Source organism: Pseudomonas cichorii (assembly GCF_019719005.1).
In the GTDB taxonomy this organism is placed as follows: domain Bacteria; phylum Pseudomonadota; class Gammaproteobacteria; order Pseudomonadales; family Pseudomonadaceae; genus Aquipseudomonas; species Aquipseudomonas cichorii_E.
Genome location: NZ_JAIGPJ010000020.1, coordinates 46,759 through 70,535, shown reverse-complemented (window position 1 = coordinate 70,535; position 23,777 = coordinate 46,759). Strand labels below are relative to the sequence as shown.

Sequence of the window (23,777 nt, the reverse complement as noted above, 5' to 3'; positions counted from 1 at the left end):
GGGCATGCCGAACGCAGGAATTCAAATTTGCATGACTGCACGTTTGGATGACTGGCCAGTCAATTGCGTCACATTTTCAGGAATCACTACTTTGCAGCAACACTTCAAGCCGCCCTCGCAGGCGTTGCGGCAGGTTTTCCCGAACCTCGATCAGCGCCCGCTGGATCGCACTCTCGAACCCCTGGGCGCTCGCCGAACCATGACTCTTGACCACAATGCCCTGCAAACCCAGCAGGCTTGCGCCGTTGTGCCTTGCAGGCGCCAGCTCGGTCTGCAGACGCTTCAATAAAGGCATCGCCAGAACCCCGACCGCCTTGGCCATCAGACTGCGCCTGAACAGCTCATCCATTCGCGCCACAATCATGGTCGCCAGCCCTTCGCTGGACTTGAGCAGCACATTGCCAACAAAGCCGTCACAGACCACCACATCAGCTTCGCCGCGATACAGGCCATCACCCTCGACGAAACCGATGTAGTTGATTCCTCTGGCTGCCTGCAACAAGACGGCAGCCTGCTTCACCTGCTGATTGCCCTTGATGTCCTCGGTGCCGACATTGAGCAAGGCGACCCTGGGGCTTGCAACCCCGAGCGCCTCGGCCGTGACAGCACCCATGACTGCGAACTGGTAAAGAGCCTCGGCCGAACAATCGACGTTGGCCCCAAGATCCAGTAACTGACAATAGCCGCTGCGCGTGGGAATGGCGGCGACCATTGCCGGCCTGTCGATACCCGGCAAGGTCTTGAGCACAAGACGCGACAGCGCCATCAATGCACCAGTATTGCCCGCACTGACACAGGCCTGAGCCTGACCGTCAGCCACAAGCCCGAGCGCCACGCGCATCGAGGAATCAGGCTTGCCACGCAATGCCTGGGACGGACGCTCATCCATGGTGACCACTTCACTTGCATGGACAATATGCAGGCGCGAGCGATCCACACCGGAATGGCGGGCTATCAGTTCTTCAATCAAGGGAGCTTGGCCGACAAGGGCCAGATGAAGCGAGGGCGTAGCAGTCAGACACGCGAGGCTTGCCTGAACAATGTTGCGGGGACCGAAGTCCCCGCCCATTGCGTCGATCGCAATGATCGGAGCGGACAAGAAATTACTCGTCAGCGCCCTTGTCGATCACTTTACGGCCACGGTATACGCCTTCTGGCGATACGTGGTGACGCAGGTGAACTTCACCAGTGGTCTTTTCTACGGACAGAGTGCTTGCCTCAAGAGCGTCGTGCGAACGACGCATGTCACGGGCAGAGCGGGATTTTTTGTTCTGCTGAACAGCCATAATGATTAACTCCTAAACGTTTGGGTCACGCTTTAACTGCGCCAATACACTGAACGGGTTGGACCGCGTTACCTCGTCCACGCTCGGTTCGGGCTCATCGAGACCCGCCGGTTGCTGGCATTCTTCCGGATGATGAGCAGGCACAATCGGCAAGGCGAGCAAAAGCTCCTCCTCGATCAATGCCAGCAGATCCAATGGATCTTCGCCCAGTTCCAGCACGTCATAACCTTTCGGTAACGACTGGGTATTCGCACCCTCCTTCACTACAGCGTAACTGCACTCGCTGTGGATCGGCAGGGTGACCAGCTCAAGACAACGCTGGCAAACCATCTTGACCGAGACGTCGATGGAACTGTGGATAACCACAGACCGGCGCTCGTCACGCTCAAAAACGAATTTAGCCTGCACCGTACCGACATTGTCGGAAAGCGGGTCGCAGAGTCTCTCCAAATCGGCCAGAAGCACTTCACCTTGAAGGGTAGTGCCACGATCAGCCAATTTGCGCGGGTCAACGTGAGGTGGAATCGGGTCATTCAACATAGGCGCAGCATTCTAGGGATGCCCCCTTGGCATGTCAAAGGAAATTCAGGCCTGTTCGCAACTCAGGCCTCTCATTAGAATTGGCACTCAGCCCAAGGAGAACCGTATGCCATCCCTGCTTCTCGCCTCCAGCTCCCCTTATCGCCGCGAACTGCTGGGTCGCCTGCGCCTGCCATTCGTCTGCAAATCACCGGATATCGACGAAAGCCGTCATCCCGAAGAGCGCGCAATCGACCTTGTACAGCGTCTCGCCCGGGAAAAGGCACAGGCACTTGCCAGCGAATATCAGGACCACCTGATCATCGGCTCCGACCAGATTGCCGTACTCGGCGACCAGATTCTGGGCAAGCCTCACACCTTCGAGCGCGCCCTGGAACAACTGTCAGCCGCCAGCGGCAACACCGTCACCTTTTTCACAGGCCTGGCCCTGCTCAATAGCAGGACCGGCCACTGCCAGATCGACTACGTGCCATTCAGCGTCCACATGCGCAACCTGGACCAGACCAGCATCGAGCGCTATCTGCACGCCGAACAACCTTTCGACTGCGCAGGCAGCTTCAAGGCCGAAGGGCTTGGGGTGAGCCTGTTTCGCAGCACCGAAGGCAGCGACGCCACCAGCCTGATAGGCCTGCCACTGATTCGCCTGGTGGACATGCTTATAAATGAAGGCGTGAGCATTCCCTGATGCCAGAAACAGACAACCCGACCATTGGCCGGGCTGTCTGGCACATCAGGGATCAGCGCAACGTCGGCCCGTTGAAGCCGGCCCACATTGCAATCCGCTCCGCGATACTGGCGCCCAGCTTCTTGGAGAACCGGTCAAAAGGCGACTCCTGAATGGTGTAGTCGACGATCTCTTTCTCACCAATCACTTCACGCGCCACATAGCTCGAACTGCCCAGGCCGTCGATCAGACCCAGCGCCAGAGCCTGCTCGCCAGTCCAGACCAGCCCCGAGAACAGCTCAGGATGCTCCTTGTCCTTCAGGCGGTCACCACGCCCCTGCTTGACGCTGGCGATGAACTGGCGATGCGTCGTGTCCAGCACACTCTGCCAGAACTGCGTTTCGTCAGCCTTCTGCGGCTGGAACGGGTCAAGAAATGCCTTGTGCTCGCCCGAGGTATAGGTCCGACGATCCACACCCAGCTTTTCCATGATTCCGACAAAACCGAAACCGGCTGCCGTCACACCAATGGAGCCCACCAGACTGGCCTTGTCGGCGTAAATCTGGTCAGCGGCACTGGCAATGTAATAGGCACCCGAAGCGCCCAGATCGGTAATGACCGCATAGACCTTGATATTCGGCTTCTCGGCACGCAGACGACGGATTTCGTCGTAGACATAACCCGACTGCACAGGACTGCCGCCCGGGCTGTTGATGCGCAGGATCACACCCTTGGTCTTGGCGTCCTCGAAAGCGGTGCGCAGGCTGCCGACAATATTGTCGGCACTGGCCGACTCCTTGTCCGCGATCATGCCCTGCACCTCGATCAGTGCGGTGTGGCTTGCCCCGCGCGAAGCACTCTTTTCCATATCCAGCAGCGGCGTGAACAGCAGCAACATGCCGAACAGATAGGTAAAGGTCAGAAACTTGAAGAAGATGCCCCAGCGGCGCGCTCGACGCTGCTCCTGAACACCCGCCAGCAGCGTCTTTTCCAGTAGCTTCCAGCTTTTTGCATCTTCCTTGCCAGCGGCGTCATCCGCTTTTTGCGAGGCAGGCGCTTTCCATTCGTCAGACATATCTCACTCACTCCAACCGCAAAGACTAAACGCCACGCCCACTCAACCAGGTGCGCAACTCAGGAAAACTCTCAATGGACAGACGCGGCTGAAACTCGCGCAGCGAAGCCATGGACTGAGCGCCATAACCGACCGCCACCGAATCCATGCCAGCATTGCGCGCCATCAGCAGATCGAAGGACGAATCACCCACCATCAGCGAACGCTCCGGCCCCACACCACAATGAGCCATGATCTCATGCAACATCAACGGATCCGGCTTGCTGGCGGTCTCATCGGCAGCCCGGGTGATATCGAAGTAATCCAGCCAGTCGTTGGACTTCAGGACCCGATCAAGACCGCGACGCGCCTTGCCCGTGGCAACGGCAATGCGATAGCCCTCCTCGCGAAAGGCCTCGATGGACTCGCGCACGCCCTCAAACAGAGGCGACGGCACCTTGTCCATTTCCATGTAGCTGTCGGCATAGCGCTGGCGAAACTCAAGCAGATCGCTCGGCGTGATGTGCGGGTACAGCGTGCGAATCGCTTCCGGCAAGCCAAGGCCGATAATGCCCTTGATCGCCGGATCGTCACGGACCTCCATCGCGCCCTGCTCTGCCGCTGTACGCATGGCCTGAACGATACGACCGACCGAATCGGCCAACGTACCGTCCCAATCGAAAATCAGCAGATCATAATCACGACGCACTCAAACGCTCCACGGTCCTGGCCCACATCTCATCGACCGGAGCCTGCAACTTCAGTTCGCCACCATCGGGCAATGGCACGGTAAGCATATAGGCATGCAGGAACAGGCGCTTGCCGCCCAGGTCGCGAATCTCGCGACTGAAATCTTCATCGCCATACTTGGTATCGCCGGCAATCGAATGCCCGGCATGCAATGTGTGAACACGAATCTGGTGGGTACGCCCCGTGACAGGCTTGGCCTCGACCATGGTCGCAAAGTCACCGAAACGGCGCAGGACCTTGAAAATCGTCAGGGCCTCCTTGCCTTCGTCATTGACCTCGACCATGCGCTCACCGGAACGCAGGTTGCTTTTGAGCAGCGGCGCATTGACCTGCTTCTGGGCGGTCGCCCAGTGCCCGCGAACCAGCGCCATGTAGCGCTTGTCGACACCGTCGCCGCGCAGGGCAGCATGCAGGTGGCGCAACATGCTGCGCTTCTTGGCGATCATCAGCAGACCGGAAGTGTCGCGGTCCAGCCTGTGTACAAGCTCCAGTTCCTTGGCATCGGGTCTCAACTGGCGGAAGGCTTCGATGACACCGAAACTCAGGCCGCTGCCGCCATGCACGGCAATGCCGGCCGGCTTGTTGAGCACGATCAGGGCCTTGTCTTCGTAGACAATGGCTGCCTCGAGGCGCTGCAAAAGACCTTGTGCAACCGGTACAGGCTCATCACGCTCAGGCACACGCACAGGCGGAACGCGCACGATGTCGCCCGCCTGCAACTTGTACTCGGGCTTGATCCGCCCCTTGTTCACACGCACTTCGCCTTTGCGCAAAATGCGGTAAATCAAGGTCTTGGGCACACCCTTGAGATAAGTGATCAGAAAGTTATCGATGCGTTGACCGGCAAGTTCCGGGGCAACCTCTACCAGCTGAACGCCGGGGGTTGGGGGGGCAATATTCGTCATGCGGCAAATCATAACAATTTTTTATGGATTTGAAGCACTTAATGATTGCTGCTATAGTCGCGAACGCCGCCAAAAGCGGCCGGACAGCGGACAAACGGTTGACAACCGGCCCTGACCAACGCAATTCACGAGGACGGGAGGCCGTCCTACGAGGCGTTCGGTGACAACGGAGCACGCTGGAAACGTAACGAGCGCAGGTGACATGAGGCCTGAAACACGCCAGATCGCAGAGCAACCACTCGCCTTCCGCGCGCACAATTCACGGCCAGTTCACAAAGTGCAGTCGCTTCCAGACGCTACGAGCGAATGTTTCGGGAACAACGCCTCAAGCAATGATGCGCGAACTTCCCATAGAAGCTCGCGGTAAATGCCAACCCGCTGCGGATTCTGCGCACGGCAGCACCCGAATTATCAGGGATACGTGTAGGGTGGAGATGCACAACCATCGGACTGTGTAGCACAAGGCTTGTTCTAGACGCTTCATCTCGTCCGCTACCGATGGTCGATTCCTCCTCCTGACAAAGTTTTTGCTGTAAAGGGTGCCTTTTGTCACCCCAGCAAACAGGAAACGTCGTCGCGACTCTTCGATTCCTTATCGAGAACATCGCTAGACAATGGAGTGTCCACACACTCTTGACGCGCCCTGACACCGACCGTGAGAAGTCGTGTGTGCCGAACGCCGTTTCCGGCAGCCCGGAAACCGACGGTACTACATGAAAAGAATGCTGATTAACGCAACTCAACCCGAAGAGTTGCGTGTTGCTCTGGTAGACGGCCAGCGCCTCTACGACCTGGACATCGAGTCCGGCGCACGCGAGCAGAAGAAGGCCAATATCTATAAAGGCCGGATCACCCGCATCGAGCCAAGCCTGGAGGCTGCCTTTGTCGATTTCGGCTCTGAGCGCCACGGCTTCCTGCCCCTCAAGGAAATCTCCCGCGAATACTTCAAGAAGTCTCCTGAAGGCCGCGTGAACATCAAGGACGTCCTGAGCGAAGGCCAGGAAGTCATCGTCCAGGTCGAAAAGGAAGAGCGTGGCAACAAGGGCGCCGCCCTGACCACCTTCATCAGCCTGGCTGGCCGTTATCTGGTCCTGATGCCCAACAACCCGCGTGCCGGTGGCATTTCGCGCCGCATCGAAGGCGAAGAGCGCAACGAACTGCGTGAAGCCCTCAACGGCCTGATCGCACCGGCCGACATGGGCCTGATCGTTCGCACTGCCGGCCTCGGCCGCAGCAGCGAAGAAATGCAGTGGGACCTCGACTACCTGCTGCAACTCTGGACCGCCATCAAGGAAGCGTCCCTGGACCGTGCCGCGCCATTCCTGATCTACCAGGAAAGCAACGTCATCATCCGCGCCATCCGCGACTACCTGCGCCAGGACATCGGTGAAGTCCTGATCGACAGCATCGAAGCCCAGGAAGAAGCCCTGACCTTCATCCGCCAGGTGATGCCGCAGTACGCCAGCAAGATCAAACTGTACGAAGACAGCGTTCCGCTGTTCAACCGCTTCCAGATCGAAAGCCAGATCGAAACCGCCTTCCAGCGCGTTGTCGAACTGCCTTCCGGCGGCTCCATCGTCATCGATCCGACCGAGGCCCTGGTGTCCATCGACATCAACTCGGCGCGCGCCACCAAAGGCAGCGACATCGAAGAAACCGCCCTGCAGACCAACCTTGAAGCCGCCGAAGAAATCGCCCGTCAGTTGCGCCTGCGCGACATCGGCGGCCTGATCGTCATCGACTTCATCGACATGACCCCTGCCAAGAACCAGCGCGCCGTGGAAGAGAAAGTCCGCGAAAGCCTGGAAGCCGACCGCGCCCGCGTTCAGGTTGGTCGCATCTCGCGTTTCGGTCTGCTGGAAATGTCCCGTCAGCGCCTGCGCCCTTCCCTGGGTGAAAGCAGCGGCATCGTCTGCCCGCGTTGCAACGGCACCGGCATCATCCGTGACGTCGAGTCCCTGTCGCTGGCTATCCTGCGCCTGATCGAAGAAGAAGCCCTGAAAGACCGTACTGCCGAAGTACGCGCCCAGGTGCCGATCCCGGTCGCCGCCTTCCTGCTCAACGAAAAACGCAACTCGATCACCAAAATCGAGCTGCGCACTCGCGCCCGCATCATCATCCTGCCGAACGATCATCTGGAAACGCCGCACTTCGAAGTCCAGCGTTTGCGCGATGACAGCCCGGAAGCCCACAACAACCAGACCAGCTACGAAATCGCCGCTGCCGCTGCCGAAGTGGAAGATGTTGCACCACAAGCTGCTGCCACCCGCACCCTGGTTCGCCAGGAAGCAGCGGTCAAGACTGCACCAGCCCGCGCCAATGCACCGGTTCCAGCCCAGGCTGCCGCTCCGGTTGCAGCACCTGTCGCTCACGAGCCAAGCCTGTTCAAGGGCCTGGTGAAATCTCTGGTGAGCCTGTTCGCTACCAAGGAAGAGCCTGCCGCACCGGTTGTCGTGGAAAAACCGGCCGCCGAGCGCCCTGCCCGCAACGAAGAGCGTCGCAACGGTCGCCAACAGAGCCGTGGCCGCAACAATCGTCGCGACGAAGAGCGCAAGCCGCGTGAAGAACGTGCGCCACGTGAAGAGCGTGCCGAGCGCGCCCCACGCGAAGAACGTGCCCCTCGTGAAGAACGCGCTCCACGCGAGCCTCGCGAAGTCCGTGACGATTCGGCGCCACGCGAAGAGCGTCCGGCTCGCGCACCACGCGAAGAACGCGCACCTCGTGAGCGCAAGCCACGCGAAGCACGTGAAGACCGTCCGGTACGCGAACTGCGTGAACCTCTGGATGCAGCGCCAGCCGCCGCCCGTGAAGAACGCCCTGAGCGCGCTCCACGTGAAGAACGCCAGCCACGCCAGCCTCGTGAAGAGCGTCAGCCACGCGAAGAGCAGGCCGCAGCAGCGGTCAGCGAAGAAGAACTGCTGAACAACGAAGAACTGGCCAGCGAAGACAACCAGGAAGGCAGCGAAGGCGAACGCCCTCGTCGTCGCTCCCGCGGTCAGCGCCGTCGCAGCAACCGTCGCGAGCGTCAGCGTGATGCAAACGGCAACGTGATCGAAGGCTCCGAAGAAAACGAAGGCAATGACGATGCTGATCAGGTCGTGACTGCTGCGGTCGCTGCTGGCGTAATCAGTGCTCCGGCCGAGGCGCAAGCCAACCGCCAGGCAGAAATTGCCAACGCAGCAACTGAAACACCTGCCGAGACAACTGCCGAAGAAACACCGGCGCCTGTTGTCGAAGCACCTGCTGCAGAAGCTCAGGCTGTAGAAGCCCCGGCCGTTGAAGCACCTGTTGCCGAAACCGCTGTAAAAGCCGAAGCCGCGCCTGAAGTCGAAGTGCAACCAGCAGCAGTCGAAGCCCCGGTACGTGCGGCCCAGGCTGAACTGTTCGAAGCGCCAAAGACTGAAAATGTCGTGCCGTTCACGCCGACACCAGAGCCGACCCCGGAAGTTGCGGTAGAAGCGCCTGCTCCGGCAGAAGTACCCGCTACCGAATCCGCCGAGCTGCCAGTGCCCGCACCAGCCGCCGAGCCTGTGCTTGTTCAGGAGGAGCCTGCTCCTTATGCAGCAGCACAGGCCGTGGAGCCAGAGCCGGCACCGCAAGCAGAGCCTGCTCCTGCCGTAGTCGCTGAAACTCCAGCCCTGCCGGTCAGCAGCAATGGTCGCGCACCGAACGATCCACGCGAAGTTCGTCGCCGCAAGCGCGAGGAAGAAGAGCGTCGTCGCCAGGAAGCCGAACAGGCTGCGGCACCTGCCCAGGCGGCAACCGAAGAAAAGGCTGAAGAAGCCGTTGCTGCACAGCAACAGCCTCAAGCCGAGGAAGAGACCGAGCCTAAACCGCTCGTCTGATCCTCTCCCATGAAAAAGCCCTACCTGTGTGAGCAGGTAGGGCTTTTTTGTATCTGCCGTTTCAGCGCAGCACGCTCTTGCGAAAGCAAAGCCTCAATACAGATTGGGCTCCATCTCCAGCTCCACGCCAAAACGCTCGACAATGTCCGCCTGAATGCGACGGGCAAGGCTCAGCAATTGCAGCCCTGTGGCCTGTCCATGATTGACCAGCACCAGCGACTGAAGCGCATGCACGCCAGCGTCACCTTCACGAAACCCCTTCCAGCCAGCCTGCTCGATCAACCAGCCAGCCGCCAGTTTCACGCGACCATCGGCCTGGGGATAACCCACCACGCCCGGATAATTGCGCTTGATGGCTTCGCTCTGCCCGGCCGTCACCAACGGGTTCTTGAAGAAGCTCCCGGCATTACCCAGTACCGCAGGGTCCGGCAGCTTCTCACTGCGGATCGCACAGATGGCACGACTGACATCAAAGGGGCTTGGCTCCTTGATGCCCATATCGTCCAGGCGCTGGCGAACCGGCCCGTACTCCAGATGCAGGGAAGGCGCACGCTGCAAGGTAAAGCGCACCCGCAGGATCAGCCAGCGATCAGGCTGTTGCTTGAATACGCTGTCGCGGTAGCCGAACCGGCAGTCTTCCAGGGAAAACTCGCACAACTCGCCGCTCTGGCGATCAAGCGCCGTCAGGCTATGGAAAACATCCTTGATCTCGACGCCATAGGCACCGATGTTCTGCATGGGGGCAGCGCCCACCGTACCGGGAATCAGGCTCAGGTTTTCCAGACCGGAAAAGCCCAGTTGCAGGCATGACTGCACGAATGGATGCCAGGGCTCGCCCGCCTCTGCTTCGATAATGCCCTGAGCGCAATCTTCCTTGATGACGCGAATCCCGCGACTGGCCATGCGCAGCACCAGCGCCCGGACATCGTCAGTCAGCAACAGGTTGCTGCCGCCGCCAATCACCAGCAAAGGCACATCATGTTCGGCGCTATACGCCAGAGCCTGACGCACTTCCTGATCGTCACGGGCCTCGGCGAAGAGTTGCGCCTGTACATCAACGCCAAAGGTATTGAAGGGTTTGAGGGAAACCCCGGACTGCACCTGCAAGGTCATGGGTTTACCTTCGATTGAACAAGACAGACTGACATCAAATCTCCAGCAAGCGCCTTACACGCTCCAGGTCTTCTGGCGTATCGACACCGGCAGGCGGCGTTTCCACGGCATCGGCCACATGAATGCGCACGCCATTCCAGAGCGCTCGCAACTGCTCCAGGCTTTCGGTGTTCTCCAGCCAGCACGGCCCCCAACTGACGAAGTCATGCAGGAAACCGGCACGGTAGGCATAGATACCAATATGTCGGCGATAAGGCACGCCTTCAGGCAATACCTCCCGGCTGCTGGCCAGAGCATCACGCGCCCAGGGCAATGGCGCCCGGCTGAACGTCAGGGCCAGACCGTTTACATCCGCGACCACCTTGACCACATTGGGATTGAACAGTGCAGCCACATCGTCCACGGGCTCGGCCAGGGTCGAAATCCCCGCTTCAGGATGCGCCGCAAGATTGGCCGCTACCTGATCGATGACCGCTGGGGGGATCATCGGCTCGTCACCCTGGACATTGACCACAATGGCATCAGCCGCCAGCCCCAACTGCCCGGCCACTTCGGCCAGACGGTCGGTACCGGAGTTGTGATCGTCACGTGTCATCAGGACTTGGGCACCGAATGCCTGACAGGCTTGGAAAATACGTCCGTCATCGGTGGCAACCACGACACGTTCAGCACTGCTTTTGCAGGCCTGCTCCCAGACATGCTGGATCATCGGCTTGCCTGCAATCGTTTTCAGGGGCTTGCCGGGAAAGCGGCTGGAGCCGAAACGTGCCGGGATGACCACCGTGAAAGCCGTTGTCATTTATCCAGGCGCTCTTCGGCCGTCAGGGTGCGCGCTTCGGTTTCCAGCATCACCGGGATGCCATCACGAATCGGGTAGGCAAGGCCTGCGCCTTTGCTGATCAGTTCGGTCTTGTCGGCGCTGAGCTTCAGCGGTCCCTTGCTGATCGGGCAAGCGAGGATATCGAGCAGTTTGGTGTCCATGGAGACTCCTGAAGCAATTAGGGAAAAAGACGTGTCAGTTGCTCATCGAACCAGTTGACGAAAGCAGCGCCCGGCACCGCATCCACCGCCAGATACCACCAGTCATCGGCGGCGAAGGATCGGCACTTCACAGCATCCTTCTCGGTCATGACCACGGGCAGCGATGGCGTGAAAGTGAGCGTTTGAGCGCTGTAGACCGCATGGTCGGCAAAAGGGTGATGTACGGGCCGCCAGTGTAATCCTTCGAGGGTATTGAAGAAACGTTGCGGGTTACCAATGCCGGCCACGGCATGCAACGCCTGACCGGGCGGAAAATGACCCACCGGCTGACGCTCGCCGCTGCGCAGGTTGATCAGTGCCGAGGGCTTGAGCACAAAGCCATAGCCGTCGTCACGATCTTCAAGAGCACCGTTATAAAGCAAGGCATCGATACTGTTCAGCCGCTCGATCGGCTCGCGCAACGGGCCGGCAGGCAGGCAACGGCGATTGCCCAGCCCGCGTGCAGCATCGATCAGCACCAGTTCGAGATCACGGGCCAGACGATAATGCTGCAAACCGTCATCGCTGAGGATCAGGTCCAGCGGCTCGGCAGCCAGCAAGGCGCGCACGGCACGGCTGCGATCAGGGTCGATCATCAGCGGCACGCCGCAACGCTGCACGATCAGCAGCGGTTCGTCGCCCGCCTCGTCGGCGCTCTGCTCTGGCAAGACCCGCCAAGGCAGGCTCGGCGGCTTGGCACCGTAGCCACGACTGACCACGCCAACCCGCAGCCCGCGGCTTCGGCAGTGTTCGATCATCCACAGGATCAGCGGCGTCTTGCCCGTACCGCCCACGGTAATGTTGCCCACTACCACCACCGGCACCGGTGCCCGGTAGATATCGCCCTCACCGGCCAGAAAGCGCTCGCGCTTGCCGTTCACGACACGCCGGTAAAGACTCTCAAGGGGACGCAACAGCGCAAGCGCCGGATGGCCTTTGTACCAGGCATCAAGCAAGCGATCGGTAAGTGCCATCAGTTAGCCTGGTTGGCCTCGACCGTGGTCATGCGCAGATGGCTGAAACCCAGCTTGCCTGCGGCGTCCATGGCCGTAATGACCGATTGGTGGGGAGTCTTGCCATCGGCACTGATCGACAGCGGCAGGCTGGTATCACCCGCAGACTCGCGTTGCAGTGCTTCGATCAGGGTCGCCAGATCGTTTTTCGGCAGCAACTGGTTGTTGAGGGAGAACAGACCGTCGGCATTGATGGCGATGTCCAGATGCTTGAGGTTGGCCTCGGTATCCGGAGTGCCGGTCACTGCTTGGGGCAGATCCACGCGCAGCTGGGTTTCACGGGTGAATGTCGTGGTGACAATGAAAAACAGCAGCAGGATAAACACCACGTCGATCAACGACACGAGGTTGATGTCGATGTTCTCCCGAGGCTTGCGGCGGCGAAATTTCACTTCTTCTTGCCCCCGGCACGGGCCTGGGATTTCAGATCGACCGGCGCATCCACCAGATCGACATCACGATCGCCCTGCACCACTTCCACCAGACGAATGGCCTGTTGCTCCATGCCGACCACCAGCTCATCGACGCGGCTTTGCAGGAAGCGATGGAAGAAAATCGCAGGAATCGCGACGATCAGGCCAGATGCCGTACAGATCAGCGCCTTGGAAATACCGCCCGCCAGCGCACCGGCATTGGCCGTGGCACCCGAGCTGTTGAACGAGCCGAAGATATCGATCATGCCCAACACCGTACCCAGCAGACCCAACAGGGGAGCCATGGCGGCGATGGAACCCAGGGCACTGAGGTAGCGTTCCAGATCATGGATGACCCGTGCGGCGGCTTCTTCGATGCACTCTTTCATGATCTCGCGACCATGCTTGGAGTTGGCCAGCCCCGCAGCGAGGATTTCACCCAGCGGCGAATCGGCACGCAGCAACTTGAGCTTTTCGTTGTCCAGTTTCTTTTCCTGGATCCACTGCCAGACCTGCCCCAGTAGGTGCGGCGGCGTTATGCGGCTGGCACGCAACGTCCATAGACGCTCAATGATGATGCCGGCAGCGGCGATGGAACTCAAAATGATCGGCAACATCATCCAGCCGCCAGATTTGACCAGTTCCCACACAATGACCACTCCCTGAAAAATTGGCGCCACTCTAACATAGGCTCGGCGGCTGTCCGAAGCCCGAGATGAACATCCGCGCATTCAGTCACGCCAGAAGCGCTGCTCGCCCCGCTCTGCCCGGGGGTGGCCGAAAGTCCCCAATTGCAGCCCGACAGCCCCCAGTTCGGCGCTGTCGTAGCTCTTGATCCCGTGCCATCGGTAACGCGCCATCACCAGTGGATGAGGATGGCCGAAGGCATTGTTGCGTCCACGGGAAATCAGCACGCCCACCGGCGCCACGGCGCGCAGAAACAGCTTGGAGGAAGAGGTCCGGCTGCCATGATGGGGCGCCTGCAACCAGTGGGCGCGCAGATCGAAATCGCTGTTCAGCGCAGCCTGCTCGGCCTGCACATCGATATCTCCGGTCAGCAGCAGTCGCTCACCATTGGCCTCGACACTCAACATGCAGGACGACTGATTGCCCTCTTCGGCCTGCTCCCAGCGCCAGGTCGCAAAACGCACACCATCCCACTCCCAGGTTTCATCGTTGCGACAAAGCCGGGCATCGAGTCGAGGATCGAGCCTTGCCAGCTCGCCACCCAAGACCCGCAGAACCGGCATCGCCCGATGGATCGCCAGCGCGCCGCCCGCATGATCGGCATCGGCATGGCTGAGCACCATGAGGTCCAGGGTGCGCACGCCAGCCTTGCGAATGGCAGGCAGCACCACCCGCTGGCCGATATCGAACTCCCCGAAACGCGGCCCGGCGTCATACAGCAACGTGTGATGACGGGTGCGCAAGAGAATCGCCAGCCCCTGCCCGACATCCAGTTGCAGCACGTCGACCTGCCCGTGAGGCACCGGTTTGAGCGGCGGGAAAACGCACAGCAATAACAGCGGCCAACCCAGCAGACGCATGGGCATGCCATGGGGCATCAATAGAAGCAGAGCACCCAGCAGGCTCATGACCCAGGCCCAGACTGGCACTGTGCCTGGCAGCCAGGCAGGCCGGATATCGGCAATCCAGCCCAGAACAACGAACAAGCCTTCCAGCCCTGCACCGGCCAGCCAGAGCAGACCTTCGCCAACCACGGGGATAGGCAACAGGAGCGTCCCGAGCAATGCAGGAGGTAATACGATCAGGCTGACCCAAGGCACCGCCAGCAGATTGGCCAGCGGGCCGCTGATGCTGACCGGCAGGTTCAAGGCCAGCAGCATCGGCAGAAGACCAATGGCGATCAACCACTGAGCCCGCGTCCAGCTCTGCCACCAGCCCCAGGCCCCGAGACGCCCGCCAAAGATCAGGATCAGAATCGCCACCGCCGAGAACGACAGCCAGAAGCCCGGCTGCAAACTCACCAGAGGCTCGAAGATCAGGACCAGATTGAGGGACACAAGCAACGGCCAGAGCAGGCCAAGATGCCGAAAGCGCAAACGCCAGAGCAGAATCATGCCGACCATCACACAGGCGCGACGCACCGGCACATCGAACCCGGCCAGCAAGCCATAGCCCAGCGCGGCCCCGAATGCCAGACCGCAAGCCCACGGCAGCCAGGGCAGGAAACGTGGCCATAATCCCCATCGAGCCAGCCCCGCGACCAGCAGATAAACCACGCCCGCCAACAGGCCGATGTGCTGGCCGGAAATCACCAGTAGATGCACGGTGCCGGTGTCTTGCAACACTTGCCAGTCGGACGTCGATAAACCGGAGCCATCGCCCAGCACCAGCGCCGCCAGCCCGCCTTCACGTCCAAAAGCCTCGACAGCCAGCAACCGCTGGCGAATCCCGTCGCGCCAGGCGGCGCGGGCTGGCGTCAGTAACTCCCCGTCCACCACCGTGCCGGTGGCACCAATGCGCTGGGCCAGCAACCAGGCCTGATAATCGAAAGCATCGGGGTTGACCAGCCCGGCCGGACGCTTGAGCTTGACCGCCAGTTTCCAGCGCTCGCCACTGCGCACCTCGGGGCCGCCATACCAGGCCACACGAATCAGTTGCGGCAACCTGGCCCGCCGTGATGTTGCATCCTCCAGCTCGAAACGCACCACGCCTTCTGCGGAACCCGGCAAGCCGACCACCTTGCCTTGCAGCCACAGCGTCTGCCCGTCGAGACGCGGCAACAGACGATCATCCAGCGCCGACTGCGCCGACACACAGGCCCAGGTGAGCCCGAACAGAAAAAGTGCCAGTGGATAAGTGCGAAACGGCAGCAGCATCAGCGCCACCACCGGCATCAGCAGCAATAGCCAGACAGGCGGCAGAATTGGCAGGAAACGCAGGGCCAACAGACCCAGAGCAAGCGCGATCATCCCTGTGCGCATGGACATCCCTCAAAGCGGTGAGGCCTCAAGGATGGGCGCTACAGAGAAAAATGGGCGGGATGGAGTGTTACCGGTTTTGTTCTTTAGCGGCACCACACCTGCGTAGGAGGCTCATTTGTGTGGGAGCGAATTTATTCGCGAAGGCAATTTCGCGGATGAATCCGCTCCTACGGAGGGAGTACACATGTGAGAAAAGGTTACTGCCGCATCCCGCGCCCGCTTACCAGCAGGCGTACACAACCGATATACAGCACGAAGGTCGCCACGATCATAAAGGCCAGGGCAATGCTGATCCGGATATCGGAGACACCCAGGATGCCGTAGCGGAAGGCATTGACCATATGCAGGACCGGGTTAGCCAGCGAGACGGTCTGCCAGAACGGCGGCAGCAGACTGATGGAGTAGAACACGCCGCCCAGGTAGGTCAACGGCGTCAGCACGAAGGTCGGGATAATCGAGATATCGTCGAAGTTACGTGCAAAGACTGCGTTGATGAAGCCCAGCAGCGAGAAAATGGTCGCCGTCAATACCACCACAACCACCGTCACGCCCAGGTGATGCACCTGCAGGTCGGTGAAGAACATCGACAGCAGTGTCACGATCAGGCCGACCATCAGGCCGCGCAATACGCCACCCAGGGTGTAGCCCACCAGAATGGTATGCGGGGAAACCGGCGAAACCATCAGCTCTTCGATGGAGTGCTGGAACTTGGCACCAAAGAAGCTCGATACCACGTTGCCATAGGAGTTGGTGATCACCGACATCATGATCAGGCCGGGCACGATGTACTGCATGTACGTGAAGCCGCCCATATCGCCGATCTGCCGACCGATCAGATTACCGAAGATCACGAAGTACAGAACCATGGTGATCGCTGGCGGCAGCAATGTCTGTGGCCAGATCCGCATGAAGCGTCGGACTTCGCGATAGACGATGGTGTTCAGGGCAACCATGTTGGGACGGAATTCACCGCTCTGGCCGGTCATAGAGCCACCTTCGCCAGATTTTTTTCCACCAGAGACACAAACAGTTCCTCAAGTCGGTTGGATTTGTTACGCAGGCTCAGCACTTCAATGTTCTGCAGGGCCAGTTGGCTGAACAAGGCAGTGATGCCAACGCTCTTGTCCACCTGCACTTCCAGAGTGTGGCTGTCCAGCAACTTGCAGGGATAACCGATCAGTTGCGGCGCAGTCTGGTAGGCATTCTTCAAGTCCAGCACGAAGGTCTCGACGCTCAACGTGTTGAGCAATTGCTTCATGCCCATGTTCTGCACGATCACGCCGTGGTCGATGATGCCGATGTTGCGGCACAGCTGTTCAGCCTCTTCCAGATAGTGAGTGGTGAGGATGATGGTGATGCCTTTCTGGTTCAGTTCGGTGAGAAAGGTCCACATCGAACGACGCAGTTCGATATCCACACCCGCCGTTGGCTCATCGAGGATCAACAGACGCGGCTCGTGAATCAGCGCACGGGCAATCATCAGGCGACGCTTCATGCCACCGGACAACGAACGCGAAGGCACGTCACGCTTGTCCCACAGCCCCAACTGAGTCAGGTACTGCTCGGCACGCTCCTTGGCGACTTTCATCGGGATGCCGTAATAGCCGGCCTGGGTCACGACGATATCGAAGGTCTTTTCAAACTGGTTGAAGTTGAACTCCTGGGGCACCACGCCGATGGAGCGCTTGAGTGCGGCAGGCTCGCGATCCAGATCGTGACCGAAGATATTCACGGTGCCACTGGTCTTGTTGACCAGGGTCGAGATAATGCCGATGGTTGTGGATTTGCCAGCACCGTTGGGGCCGAGCAAGGCGAAGAAATCACCTTCGGCGACGTCCAGATCAATACCACTCAGGGCCTGGAAACCGTTGCCGTAGGTTTTGGTTAGCTGCCGGATGGACAGAGCAGAACTCATATCGAAAAACACACCAATCTGGGAAAAAAGAAATGATTGTAGTTTGAAATAACTGCTTACACGTTAACGCAGCCCGGCCATGTTGCTTGGCTGCGTCGCACAAGTACAGATACATCCATTGATAGTCACTATTAACAGCGGGGCAATACTGTGCCCTGCACTTACGTCAACGGTGTCATGACCGCCTTTTGATAAGCCGGTCGCGTCTTCAGACGCTCATACCAGGCTTTGAGGTGAGGCAACTCGGGACGTTCAATCGGCATTTCAAACCAGCCGTAGGCAAAGCAGCCCAGGGGGATATCGCCCATGCCGAACACTTCGCCAGACAGGTAAGGCTGTCGGGACAGGGCGTCGTCAGCGACTTTCAACAGGCTGTGCAGGGTCTGGATACCTTCCTTGATCTTGCCCCAGTCCTGTTTTTCGGCGGGTGTGCGAACCACGCCCCAGAACACCGGGCTGAAAGGAGCGGCAATGGTCGACGTGGTCCAGTCCATCCATTTATCGGCCTGGGCACGCACTTTCGGGTCGGCAGGATACAAAGGCGTGCCGCACGCATGCAGAGCGGCCAGATAACGCACGATGGCATTGGACTCCCAAAGCACGAAATCGCCGTCTTCGATCATGGGAATACGGCCATTGGGATTCCTGGCCCGGTATTCGGCCCCGTCCACCAGCCCGAATGCACCACCGGCATCCTGGGTTTCGTAAGGCACACCCACTTCTTCGGCAATCCACAGTGCCTTGCGCACGTTGCTGGAATTCTTGCGGCCCCAGATCTTGAGCATTGCATTCCCTCGGCAATTGTTCTGAAAAATGTTCGCACGCCAGTCTAACCTGAGAACACCGCAACTTCCTTGACCATGAAAGGTCACTAACGATGTCGGCGCAGATCGGCCAGGCGAACAGCCTTTGCCAGAAGCCAATGTCATCACGGAGGAATACTTATGCTGTTGCTGTGGATTGTTGTTCTGGTGGTCGGCATTGCCTGGCTGGCCCATCGACGTACCGAACCGCTGCCTGCATTAGGCATCGTTGCGGTCTACCTGCTGGCGATGGGTATTTTCAGCCATGCACCGGGCTGGTTGCTGACCGTTTTCTGGGTGCTCTGGCTGGCAGTCATGCTGCCGCTGGCACTGCCGGATCTGCGCCGCAAGTATTTCACAGCGCCGATGTTTGCCTGGTTCCAGAAAGTGTTGCCCCCCATGTCGGAGACCGAGCGCGATGCCATCGACGCCGGGACCGTCTGGTGGGACGGCGAACTGTTCAGCGGGCGCCCGGACTGGGACAAACTGCTGGCTTACCCGAAGGCTCGCCTGACCGAAGAAGAACAAGCCTTTATCGACGGCCCGACCGAAGAACTCTGCGCCATGGTCAGCGACTGGGAAATCGGTCAAGCCATGGACCTGCCGCCAGAAGCCTGGGCACATATCAAGGAACATGGCTTCTTTGCGCTGATTATCCCCAAGGAATACGGCGGCAAGGGCTTCTCGGCCTATGCCCACTCGCAAGTCGCCATGAAACTGGCCACCCGCAGCGGTGACCTGGCGTCCACGGTCATGGTCCCCAACTCCCTCGGCCCGGCTGAATTGCTGCTGCATTACGGCACCGACGAACAACGCAATTATTACCTCCCGCGTCTGGCCCGTGGCGAGGATATCCCCTGCTTCGCCCTGACCGGCCCGCTGGCCGGCTCCGATGCTGGCGCGATGCCCGACACCGGCATCATCTGCAAAGGCCAGTGGCAGGGTGAAGAAGTGACAGGCCTGCGCCTGAACTGGGAAAAACGCTACATCACCCTCGGCCCGGTAGCGACCTTGCTGGGTCTGGCTTTCAAGGCCCATGACCCGGAACATCTGCTGGGCGACGAAGAAGACCTGGGCATCAGCCTGGCCCTGATTCCCACCGACACACCGGGCGTGGAAATCGGCCGCCGCCACCTGCCGTTGGGCGCGGCCTTCATGAACGGCCCCAACTCCGGCAAGGACGTGTTCATCCCCCTGAGCTATCTGATCGGCGGCCAGGAAATGCTCGGCAAAGGCTGGATGATGCTGATGAACTGCCTGTCGGTGGGCCGTTCGATCTCGCTGCCGGCCGTGGGCACCGGTGCCGCCAAATACACCAGTCTGGTGACCGGGCAATACGCGCAGGTGCGCGAGCAGTTCAATGTTCCGCTGTCGGCCTTCGAGGGTATTCAGGAAGCGCTGGCACGTATCGGCGGCAATGCCTGGCTGATGGACAGCGCCCGGATCCTGACCGCCAATGCGGTGGACCTGGGAGAAAAACCCTCGGTCCTGTCAGCGATCCTCAAATACCACCTGACCGAACGCGGCCGCGAATGCATCAGCCACTCCATGGATGTCCATGGCGGCAAAGGCATTATCATGGGGCCGAACAACTACCTGGGCCGCAACTGGCAAGGTGCGCCGATCTTCATCACCGTGGAAGGCGCCAACATCCTGTCCCGTAACCTGATGATCTTCGGCCAGGGCGCGATTCGCTGCCATCCGTTCGTCCTCAAGGAAATGGCCCTGGCCGGTCGTGAAGACAAGGACAACGCCGTTGCCGAGTTCGACACCCTGCTGCTCAAGCACATCGGTTTTGCGGTGAGCAACGCGGCCAGCACCCTGGTGCTCAATCTTGGGCTGGGCCATTTCGAGCGGGCACCGGGCGACAGCCTGAGCCAGGGTTATTTCCGCGCACTCAACCGTCAGGCTGCTGCCTTCGCCCTGCTGGCGGACTTGAGCATGATGCTGCTGGGCGGCGAGCTGAAACGCCGTGAACGCCTCTCGGCGCGATTGGGTGATGTGCTGAGCCACCTGTACCTGGGTTCGGCCGCACTCAAGCGCTATTACGATCAGCATTCGCCCGAGCATCTGCGTCCCCTGCTGCGCTGGGCCATGGAAGAAAGTCTGGGGCAATCCGAGCGGGCACTGGACGAGTTGCTGAGCAACTTCCCCAACCGCCTGCTGGGCGGCCTGCTGCGAGTGGTGGTCTTCCCGTTCGGCCGTCGCCACAAAGGGCCGTCGGACAAGCTGGGTGCCGAAGTCGCGCAAGTGCTGGGCCGCGCCAAGGGTGACGCTACGCTGGAAGAGCTTCTGGCCGGTTGCTATCGCCCACAGGCGGAAGGTGATCCGGTTGCAGCGCTGCAACAGGCCTGCGATCTGCTGAGCGAAGCCCAACCGCTGCACAAGAAGCTGCAAAAGGCGGTCAAGAGTGGACAGGTCAAGCCTGAGCCGGGCGAAAACATCATCGATGCCGCCCTGCGCCTTGGCGTCCTGATGCCCAGCGAAACACAAAGCCTGAAGACTGCAGAAGCCGCACGTCGCAAGGTGATAGACGTGGATGATTTCGACAAGGAGCAATTGACGCTGGCGCCGGGCAAGACTCGATAAGCGTCAGTCCATTCCCACAGCGAGCGCGCAGAGCCTTATACTCTCGCGCTCGTTTTTGTCTTTGAGGATCACATCATGGCCGACGCCACTCTCGACCACCATCTCAGCCTGCTGACGCACCTGCGCAGTATTCTGGTCGCGCTGGGCGAGGCCGACCAGGTTCCCGAGGAAAGCCATGCGCTGTTCCTGGAACGCTTCGACGAGTTGATCACGCTTCTGCCCCAAGACCCTATCGAAAGCCAGTACCTGGGCCAGGACATCATCTGTCAGGTCATCCAGCGCTACCCGCAGATTGCCCATCTGGTGCCCCGCGACCTGCTCTGGTTCTTTGCCGGTGATTGCCTGCATTTCATGCCGGACGACGAAATCGACATGTATCAGGCACTCGAAGAGCGCCGTTACGAAGCCGAACAGAATGACGAGCCTTTCGACTGGAACCAGGAAAAACAGCTGCTGGCCATGTCGGAGCAAAGCAGCAAGCATTGAGTGCTTTTCGCGAATAAATTCGCTCCTACACCGCCCGTACAGACCGTGTGAAAACGTAGCGAGCGAAGATCAGGCAAGGCGAAAACAGGCGAGGAAGCGGAGTTTACGTGTTGTAAATGAGCATTCCGAGCCTGTTTTCAACGCAGCATGATCAAGCGCAGTAGTTTTCACACAGTCTGTGCAGGAGCGAATTCATTCGCGAATAATGATCAGCTAATCCCCGCCAACAACTCCCGCGCCATCTGTTTGTGCTGCTCGTCGGACTCTTCGATGACTTGCAGCAATATTTCACGCGCCGCTTGCGTATCGCCCTCATCGATCAGCACCTGGGCCTCGTTGATGCGGGTCAAGGGGGCTTCGTCCAGATCCAGCAGGTCGAACTCCGAATCGTCGTCCATGAAGCTGTCGAGAAACTCGTCGCTCAGGGCGTCGCTGTCGGCCGGTTCGATGACTTCAATCGGCTCGATGACTTCAGGCTCGGCGTAATCGCTGAGGAACTGGTCTTCAGGCAGCTCGAACACTTCAGGTAACTGGGTGAGGTTCGAAGCGAAGGCCGGGTCAACTTCCGGGGCGGCAGGTTCTGCTGGCGCGGTCGTTTTGCTACGGGTCGGTGGAGCATCGAAAGGATCGACCAGATCCCAGTTGGCATCCATCGACAGGTCATCCAGGTTCAACTGGAACTCGTCGATCTGCTCGGGATTGAGCGCAGCGGCGGCTGTTTCGTCGAGCTGGGCCGCTGGCGCTTCGGGCTGTGACGACTTTTCAAGAATCAGCGGCGCAGCGACGGCGGCGATGACCGCTGCCGTAACAGCAGGTGGCTCGCTGACTTTCATCTGCGGATAACGCGCATGAATTTCCTGGATTTTCTCGGCATCGACACCCTGTCGCAGGGCTGCCTCTTCTTCCTTGGCGAAGCCGGCAACATCGCCCTGCTCGGCCAGCAGCTCAAGCATTCTGATGCGGATATCTTCACGCTCCGGCTGCTTGACCAGAGCATCACGCAGGATGCCCAATGCCTCGCTGAACCGTCCATAGGCGATATAGATGCTGACGCCATCCAGCGCATCCGGGGCGGCGCCCGCAAGACGTGGCGTAACAGATGCCTTGATCGCCGGCGCAGGAGCCGCCACCGGTTGCGGCTCGGCAATGGTCGGCACCTCGAACACCGGGAGGATGGTCGACTGGGCGGGTTTGATCAGCGGCTCTTCCGGCGCCACGATGGGCTCCAGGTCTTTCCTGGCCTGATGACGGCGTTTGGAATAGGCAAATGCCAGCAGGAGCAGGACGATAACGACCGTCCCCAGCAACAGGGGCCAACTGATGAAAGAATCGCTCTGCACGGGTTGCGCTGCCACAGGTACGGGCGCAGCCGGAGCAACAACCGGATTGGCCGCTGGTCTGGTCTGGACCTGTGCCAACTCGGTGCGCAGGGCCGTGATCTGTTTGTCCTTGCCTGCCAGCTGTGCTTGCAGTTCCTGGGTCGTGACCTTGAGGTCTTCCACGGCCCTGTTCAACTGCTGACTCTCAATGGCAGCCGCGGCCAGTTGATCGGCAGTCCGCTGGGCCTCGACGGCCTGGGCGTCGGTCGATGAGGGCTTTGCCGCCGGCGCGGCTGCGGCGGCAGTCGGCAATGCCGCAGCATCCGGCAGCAGCAACACCTGCCCCACTTTCAGGGCAGAGTTCGCACCACCGGCAAAGGTCTGCGGATTGAGTGCGCGGATCCCCTCGGCCAACTGGCTGGCAGACACCTTGCCCTGAGGCTCTTGAACCTGCCGGGCGATGGCGTTGAGCGTATCGCCTTCGGCCACGGTGTAACGCTTGCCTTCCCGGGCAGCAGGTGGAGCAACCGGCATGCGCGTCTCGGGCGCTGGCTGGGCGGCGCGTTCCTGTTTCCGGCTGCGGATCGCGGCCTGCCCTTCAGGCGTCGTGGCCGGGTCAAGCAACAAGGTATAGGTGCGCAACTGGTCGCCGTTGGGTCTGGCCAGTTGCACCATGAAGTTCAGGTAGGGTTCGGTGACAGGCTTGCTCGATACCACGCGAATCACACCGCGATTACCACGAATGACCGGGGTAAAGCGCAGGTCATTGAGGAAGAACGAGCGTTCGACATCGGCCTTGGCGAAGGCTTCGGCCGAAGCCAGCTTGGCAACGACATCTTCAGGGCCCAGGCCGCCGGTCTCCAGCAGAGCGATCTCGGCATCGAGTGGCTGGTTCAAGGCCGAATGCAGAGTGATATCGCCCAGCCCCAGAGCCGAAGCGAGTGTCGAATAACACAGCGACGACACGACCAGAGAGGCAGCCAGCAGGCTCTTGTGAACACTGGTTGCAACCTTGCGCGGCGTGCCACCGGCACTCTCGAAAGCAGCCTGAGAACTCTTCAGCATGCGAACCCTTATGGAAAGCTTGGCGTAATCGGTAATGGACTTCACTGTC

General features: G+C 60.0%; 21 protein-coding genes. 4 read left to right on the top strand and 17 right to left on the bottom strand.

Annotated elements, in window-relative coordinates:
* Positions 1-76: 76 nt before the first annotated feature.
* The 3 genes from plsX to K5D32_RS15680 are packed head-to-tail and all read right to left on the bottom strand — an operon-like array spanning position 77 to position 1,826.
* The gene (plsX, locus tag K5D32_RS15690; RefSeq protein ID WP_122320458.1) at positions 77-1,099 is read right to left on the bottom strand and encodes a phosphate acyltransferase PlsX; all 1,023 of its coding nucleotides are present in this window, start codon (positions 1,097-1,099) and stop codon (positions 77-79) included.
* Between the two features lie 4 nt (positions 1,100-1,103).
* Positions 1,104-1,286 (bottom strand): 50S ribosomal protein L32, encoded by a 183-nt coding sequence (gene rpmF, locus K5D32_RS15685; RefSeq protein ID WP_003179396.1) that lies wholly within the window; start codon positions 1,284-1,286, stop codon positions 1,104-1,106.
* Positions 1,287-1,298: 12 nt separating this feature from the next.
* Positions 1,299-1,826: a YceD family protein gene (locus K5D32_RS15680; RefSeq protein WP_095067405.1), complete on the bottom strand. Its 528-nt coding sequence runs from the start codon at positions 1,824-1,826 to the stop codon at positions 1,299-1,301.
* Positions 1,827-1,932: 106 nt separating this feature from the next.
* Between K5D32_RS15680 and K5D32_RS15675 the strand changes: the two genes are divergently transcribed.
* On the top strand, positions 1,933-2,511 hold the full coding sequence (locus K5D32_RS15675) for a nucleoside triphosphate pyrophosphatase (protein ID WP_221600947.1): 579 nt from the start codon (positions 1,933-1,935) through the stop codon (positions 2,509-2,511).
* Positions 2,512-2,563: 52 nt separating this feature from the next.
* Here K5D32_RS15675 and sppA read toward each other — a convergent pair whose 3' ends face one another.
* Genes sppA through rluC form a run of 3 tightly spaced genes read right to left on the bottom strand, consistent with a single transcriptional unit; the run spans position 2,564 to position 5,199 of the window.
* Positions 2,564-3,565, bottom strand: coding sequence for a signal peptide peptidase SppA (gene sppA, locus K5D32_RS15670; RefSeq protein WP_221594094.1), 1,002 nt, complete (start codon positions 3,563-3,565; stop codon positions 2,564-2,566).
* Positions 3,566-3,590: 25 nt separating this feature from the next.
* Positions 3,591-4,253, bottom strand: a complete 663-nt coding sequence (locus K5D32_RS15665) for an HAD-IA family hydrolase (protein WP_221600945.1) — start codon at positions 4,251-4,253, stop codon at positions 3,591-3,593.
* Entirely contained in the window at positions 4,243-5,199 is a 957-nt protein-coding gene (gene rluC / locus K5D32_RS15660) for a 23S rRNA pseudouridine(955/2504/2580) synthase RluC (RefSeq protein ID WP_221600943.1), read from the bottom strand. The genes K5D32_RS15665 and rluC overlap by 11 nt, the downstream gene beginning before the upstream one ends.
* 722 nt (positions 5,200-5,921) lie before the next feature.
* On the opposite strand from rluC, the gene rne reads away from it, so the two are divergent.
* Complete coding sequence (rne, locus tag K5D32_RS15655) at positions 5,922-9,044, top strand: ribonuclease E (RefSeq protein WP_221575608.1); 3,123 nt, start codon at positions 5,922-5,924, stop codon at positions 9,042-9,044.
* Positions 9,045-9,137: 93 nt separating this feature from the next.
* On the opposite strand, the gene murB is transcribed toward rne, so the two are convergent.
* The 10 genes from murB to K5D32_RS15605 form a co-directional block, all read right to left on the bottom strand.
* Positions 9,138-10,157: a UDP-N-acetylmuramate dehydrogenase gene (gene murB / locus K5D32_RS15650; protein ID WP_221575607.1), complete on the bottom strand. Its 1,020-nt coding sequence runs from the start codon at positions 10,155-10,157 to the stop codon at positions 9,138-9,140.
* Between the two features lie 34 nt (positions 10,158-10,191).
* Positions 10,192-10,956 (bottom strand): 3-deoxy-manno-octulosonate cytidylyltransferase, encoded by a 765-nt coding sequence (gene kdsB, locus K5D32_RS15645; protein ID WP_221575606.1) that lies wholly within the window; start codon positions 10,954-10,956, stop codon positions 10,192-10,194.
* Positions 10,953-11,138: a Trm112 family protein gene (locus tag K5D32_RS15640; RefSeq protein WP_095067411.1), complete on the bottom strand. Its 186-nt coding sequence runs from the start codon at positions 11,136-11,138 to the stop codon at positions 10,953-10,955. Before K5D32_RS15640 ends, kdsB begins: the two co-directional genes overlap by 4 nt.
* Before the next feature lie 17 nt (positions 11,139-11,155).
* Complete coding sequence (lpxK, locus tag K5D32_RS15635) at positions 11,156-12,151, bottom strand: tetraacyldisaccharide 4'-kinase (protein WP_221600941.1); 996 nt, start codon at positions 12,149-12,151, stop codon at positions 11,156-11,158.
* On the bottom strand, positions 12,151-12,582 hold the full coding sequence (locus K5D32_RS15630; protein WP_025261022.1) for a biopolymer transporter ExbD: 432 nt from the start codon (positions 12,580-12,582) through the stop codon (positions 12,151-12,153). Before K5D32_RS15630 ends, lpxK begins: the two co-directional genes overlap by 1 nt.
* On the bottom strand, positions 12,579-13,253 hold the full coding sequence (locus tag K5D32_RS15625; protein WP_025261023.1) for a MotA/TolQ/ExbB proton channel family protein: 675 nt from the start codon (positions 13,251-13,253) through the stop codon (positions 12,579-12,581). The genes K5D32_RS15630 and K5D32_RS15625 overlap by 4 nt, the downstream gene beginning before the upstream one ends.
* 81 nt (positions 13,254-13,334) lie before the next feature.
* Positions 13,335-15,551 (bottom strand): DNA internalization-related competence protein ComEC/Rec2, encoded by a 2,217-nt coding sequence (locus tag K5D32_RS15620; RefSeq protein ID WP_221600939.1) that lies wholly within the window; start codon positions 15,549-15,551, stop codon positions 13,335-13,337.
* A 197-nt stretch (positions 15,552-15,748) separates the two neighbouring features.
* Complete coding sequence (locus K5D32_RS15615; protein ID WP_221600938.1) at positions 15,749-16,537, bottom strand: ABC transporter permease; 789 nt, start codon at positions 16,535-16,537, stop codon at positions 15,749-15,751.
* Positions 16,534-17,466 carry an ABC transporter ATP-binding protein gene (locus tag K5D32_RS15610; RefSeq protein WP_221575602.1) on the bottom strand — a complete coding sequence of 311 codons (933 nt, stop codon included), beginning with the start codon at positions 17,464-17,466 and terminating at the stop codon, positions 16,534-16,536. The genes K5D32_RS15615 and K5D32_RS15610 overlap by 4 nt, the downstream gene beginning before the upstream one ends.
* Positions 17,467-17,627: 161 nt before the next feature.
* Positions 17,628-18,251, bottom strand: coding sequence for a glutathione S-transferase family protein (locus K5D32_RS15605; protein ID WP_221575601.1), 624 nt, complete (start codon positions 18,249-18,251; stop codon positions 17,628-17,630).
* Between the two features lie 159 nt (positions 18,252-18,410).
* Here K5D32_RS15605 and K5D32_RS15600 point away from each other — a divergent pair, with 159 nt between their 5' ends.
* Positions 18,411-20,858 carry an acyl-CoA dehydrogenase gene (locus tag K5D32_RS15600; protein WP_221575600.1) on the top strand — a complete coding sequence of 816 codons (2,448 nt, stop codon included), beginning with the start codon at positions 18,411-18,413 and terminating at the stop codon, positions 20,856-20,858.
* Positions 20,859-20,933: 75 nt separating this feature from the next.
* Positions 20,934-21,344, top strand: coding sequence for a PA2817 family protein (locus tag K5D32_RS15595; RefSeq protein WP_025261029.1), 411 nt, complete (start codon positions 20,934-20,936; stop codon positions 21,342-21,344).
* A gap of 209 nt (positions 21,345-21,553) precedes the next feature.
* Here the strand turns inward: K5D32_RS15595 and K5D32_RS15590 are convergent, their stop codons facing one another.
* Positions 21,554-23,728, bottom strand: coding sequence for a FimV/HubP family polar landmark protein (locus K5D32_RS15590; protein WP_221600936.1), 2,175 nt, complete (start codon positions 23,726-23,728; stop codon positions 21,554-21,556).
* Positions 23,729-23,777 lie beyond the last annotated feature (49 nt).

Coding starts and splice junctions, on each gene's coding strand:
- rluC (WP_221600943.1), bottom strand. CDS start 5,199: ATGACGAATATTGCCCCCCCAACCCCCGGCGTTCAGCTGGTAGAGGTT.
- K5D32_RS15610 (WP_221575602.1), bottom strand. CDS start 17,466: ATGAGTTCTGCTCTGTCCATCCGGCAGCTAACCAAAACCTACGGCAAC.
- kdsB (WP_221575606.1), bottom strand. CDS start 10,956: ATGACAACGGCTTTCACGGTGGTCATCCCGGCACGTTTCGGCTCCAGC.
- lpxK (WP_221600941.1), bottom strand. CDS start 12,151: ATGGCACTTACCGATCGCTTGCTTGATGCCTGGTACAAAGGCCATCCG.
- K5D32_RS15675 (WP_221600947.1), top strand. CDS start 1,933: ATGCCATCCCTGCTTCTCGCCTCCAGCTCCCCTTATCGCCGCGAACTG.
- K5D32_RS15595 (WP_025261029.1), top strand. CDS start 20,934: ATGGCCGACGCCACTCTCGACCACCATCTCAGCCTGCTGACGCACCTG.
- K5D32_RS15640 (WP_095067411.1), bottom strand. CDS start 11,138: ATGGACACCAAACTGCTCGATATCCTCGCTTGCCCGATCAGCAAGGGA.
- rpmF (WP_003179396.1), bottom strand. CDS start 1,286: ATGGCTGTTCAGCAGAACAAAAAATCCCGCTCTGCCCGTGACATGCGT.
- K5D32_RS15605 (WP_221575601.1), bottom strand. CDS start 18,251: ATGCTCAAGATCTGGGGCCGCAAGAATTCCAGCAACGTGCGCAAGGCA.
- K5D32_RS15680 (WP_095067405.1), bottom strand. CDS start 1,826: ATGTTGAATGACCCGATTCCACCTCACGTTGACCCGCGCAAATTGGCT.
- sppA (WP_221594094.1), bottom strand. CDS start 3,565: ATGTCTGACGAATGGAAAGCGCCTGCCTCGCAAAAAGCGGATGACGCC.
- murB (WP_221575607.1), bottom strand. CDS start 10,157: ATGACCTTGCAGGTGCAGTCCGGGGTTTCCCTCAAACCCTTCAATACC.
- K5D32_RS15590 (WP_221600936.1), bottom strand. CDS start 23,728: ATGCTGAAGAGTTCTCAGGCTGCTTTCGAGAGTGCCGGTGGCACGCCG.
- K5D32_RS15620 (WP_221600939.1), bottom strand. CDS start 15,551: ATGCGCACAGGGATGATCGCGCTTGCTCTGGGTCTGTTGGCCCTGCGT.
- K5D32_RS15615 (WP_221600938.1), bottom strand. CDS start 16,537: ATGACCGGCCAGAGCGGTGAATTCCGTCCCAACATGGTTGCCCTGAAC.
- K5D32_RS15600 (WP_221575600.1), top strand. CDS start 18,411: ATGCTGTTGCTGTGGATTGTTGTTCTGGTGGTCGGCATTGCCTGGCTG.
- rne (WP_221575608.1), top strand. CDS start 5,922: ATGCTGATTAACGCAACTCAACCCGAAGAGTTGCGTGTTGCTCTGGTA.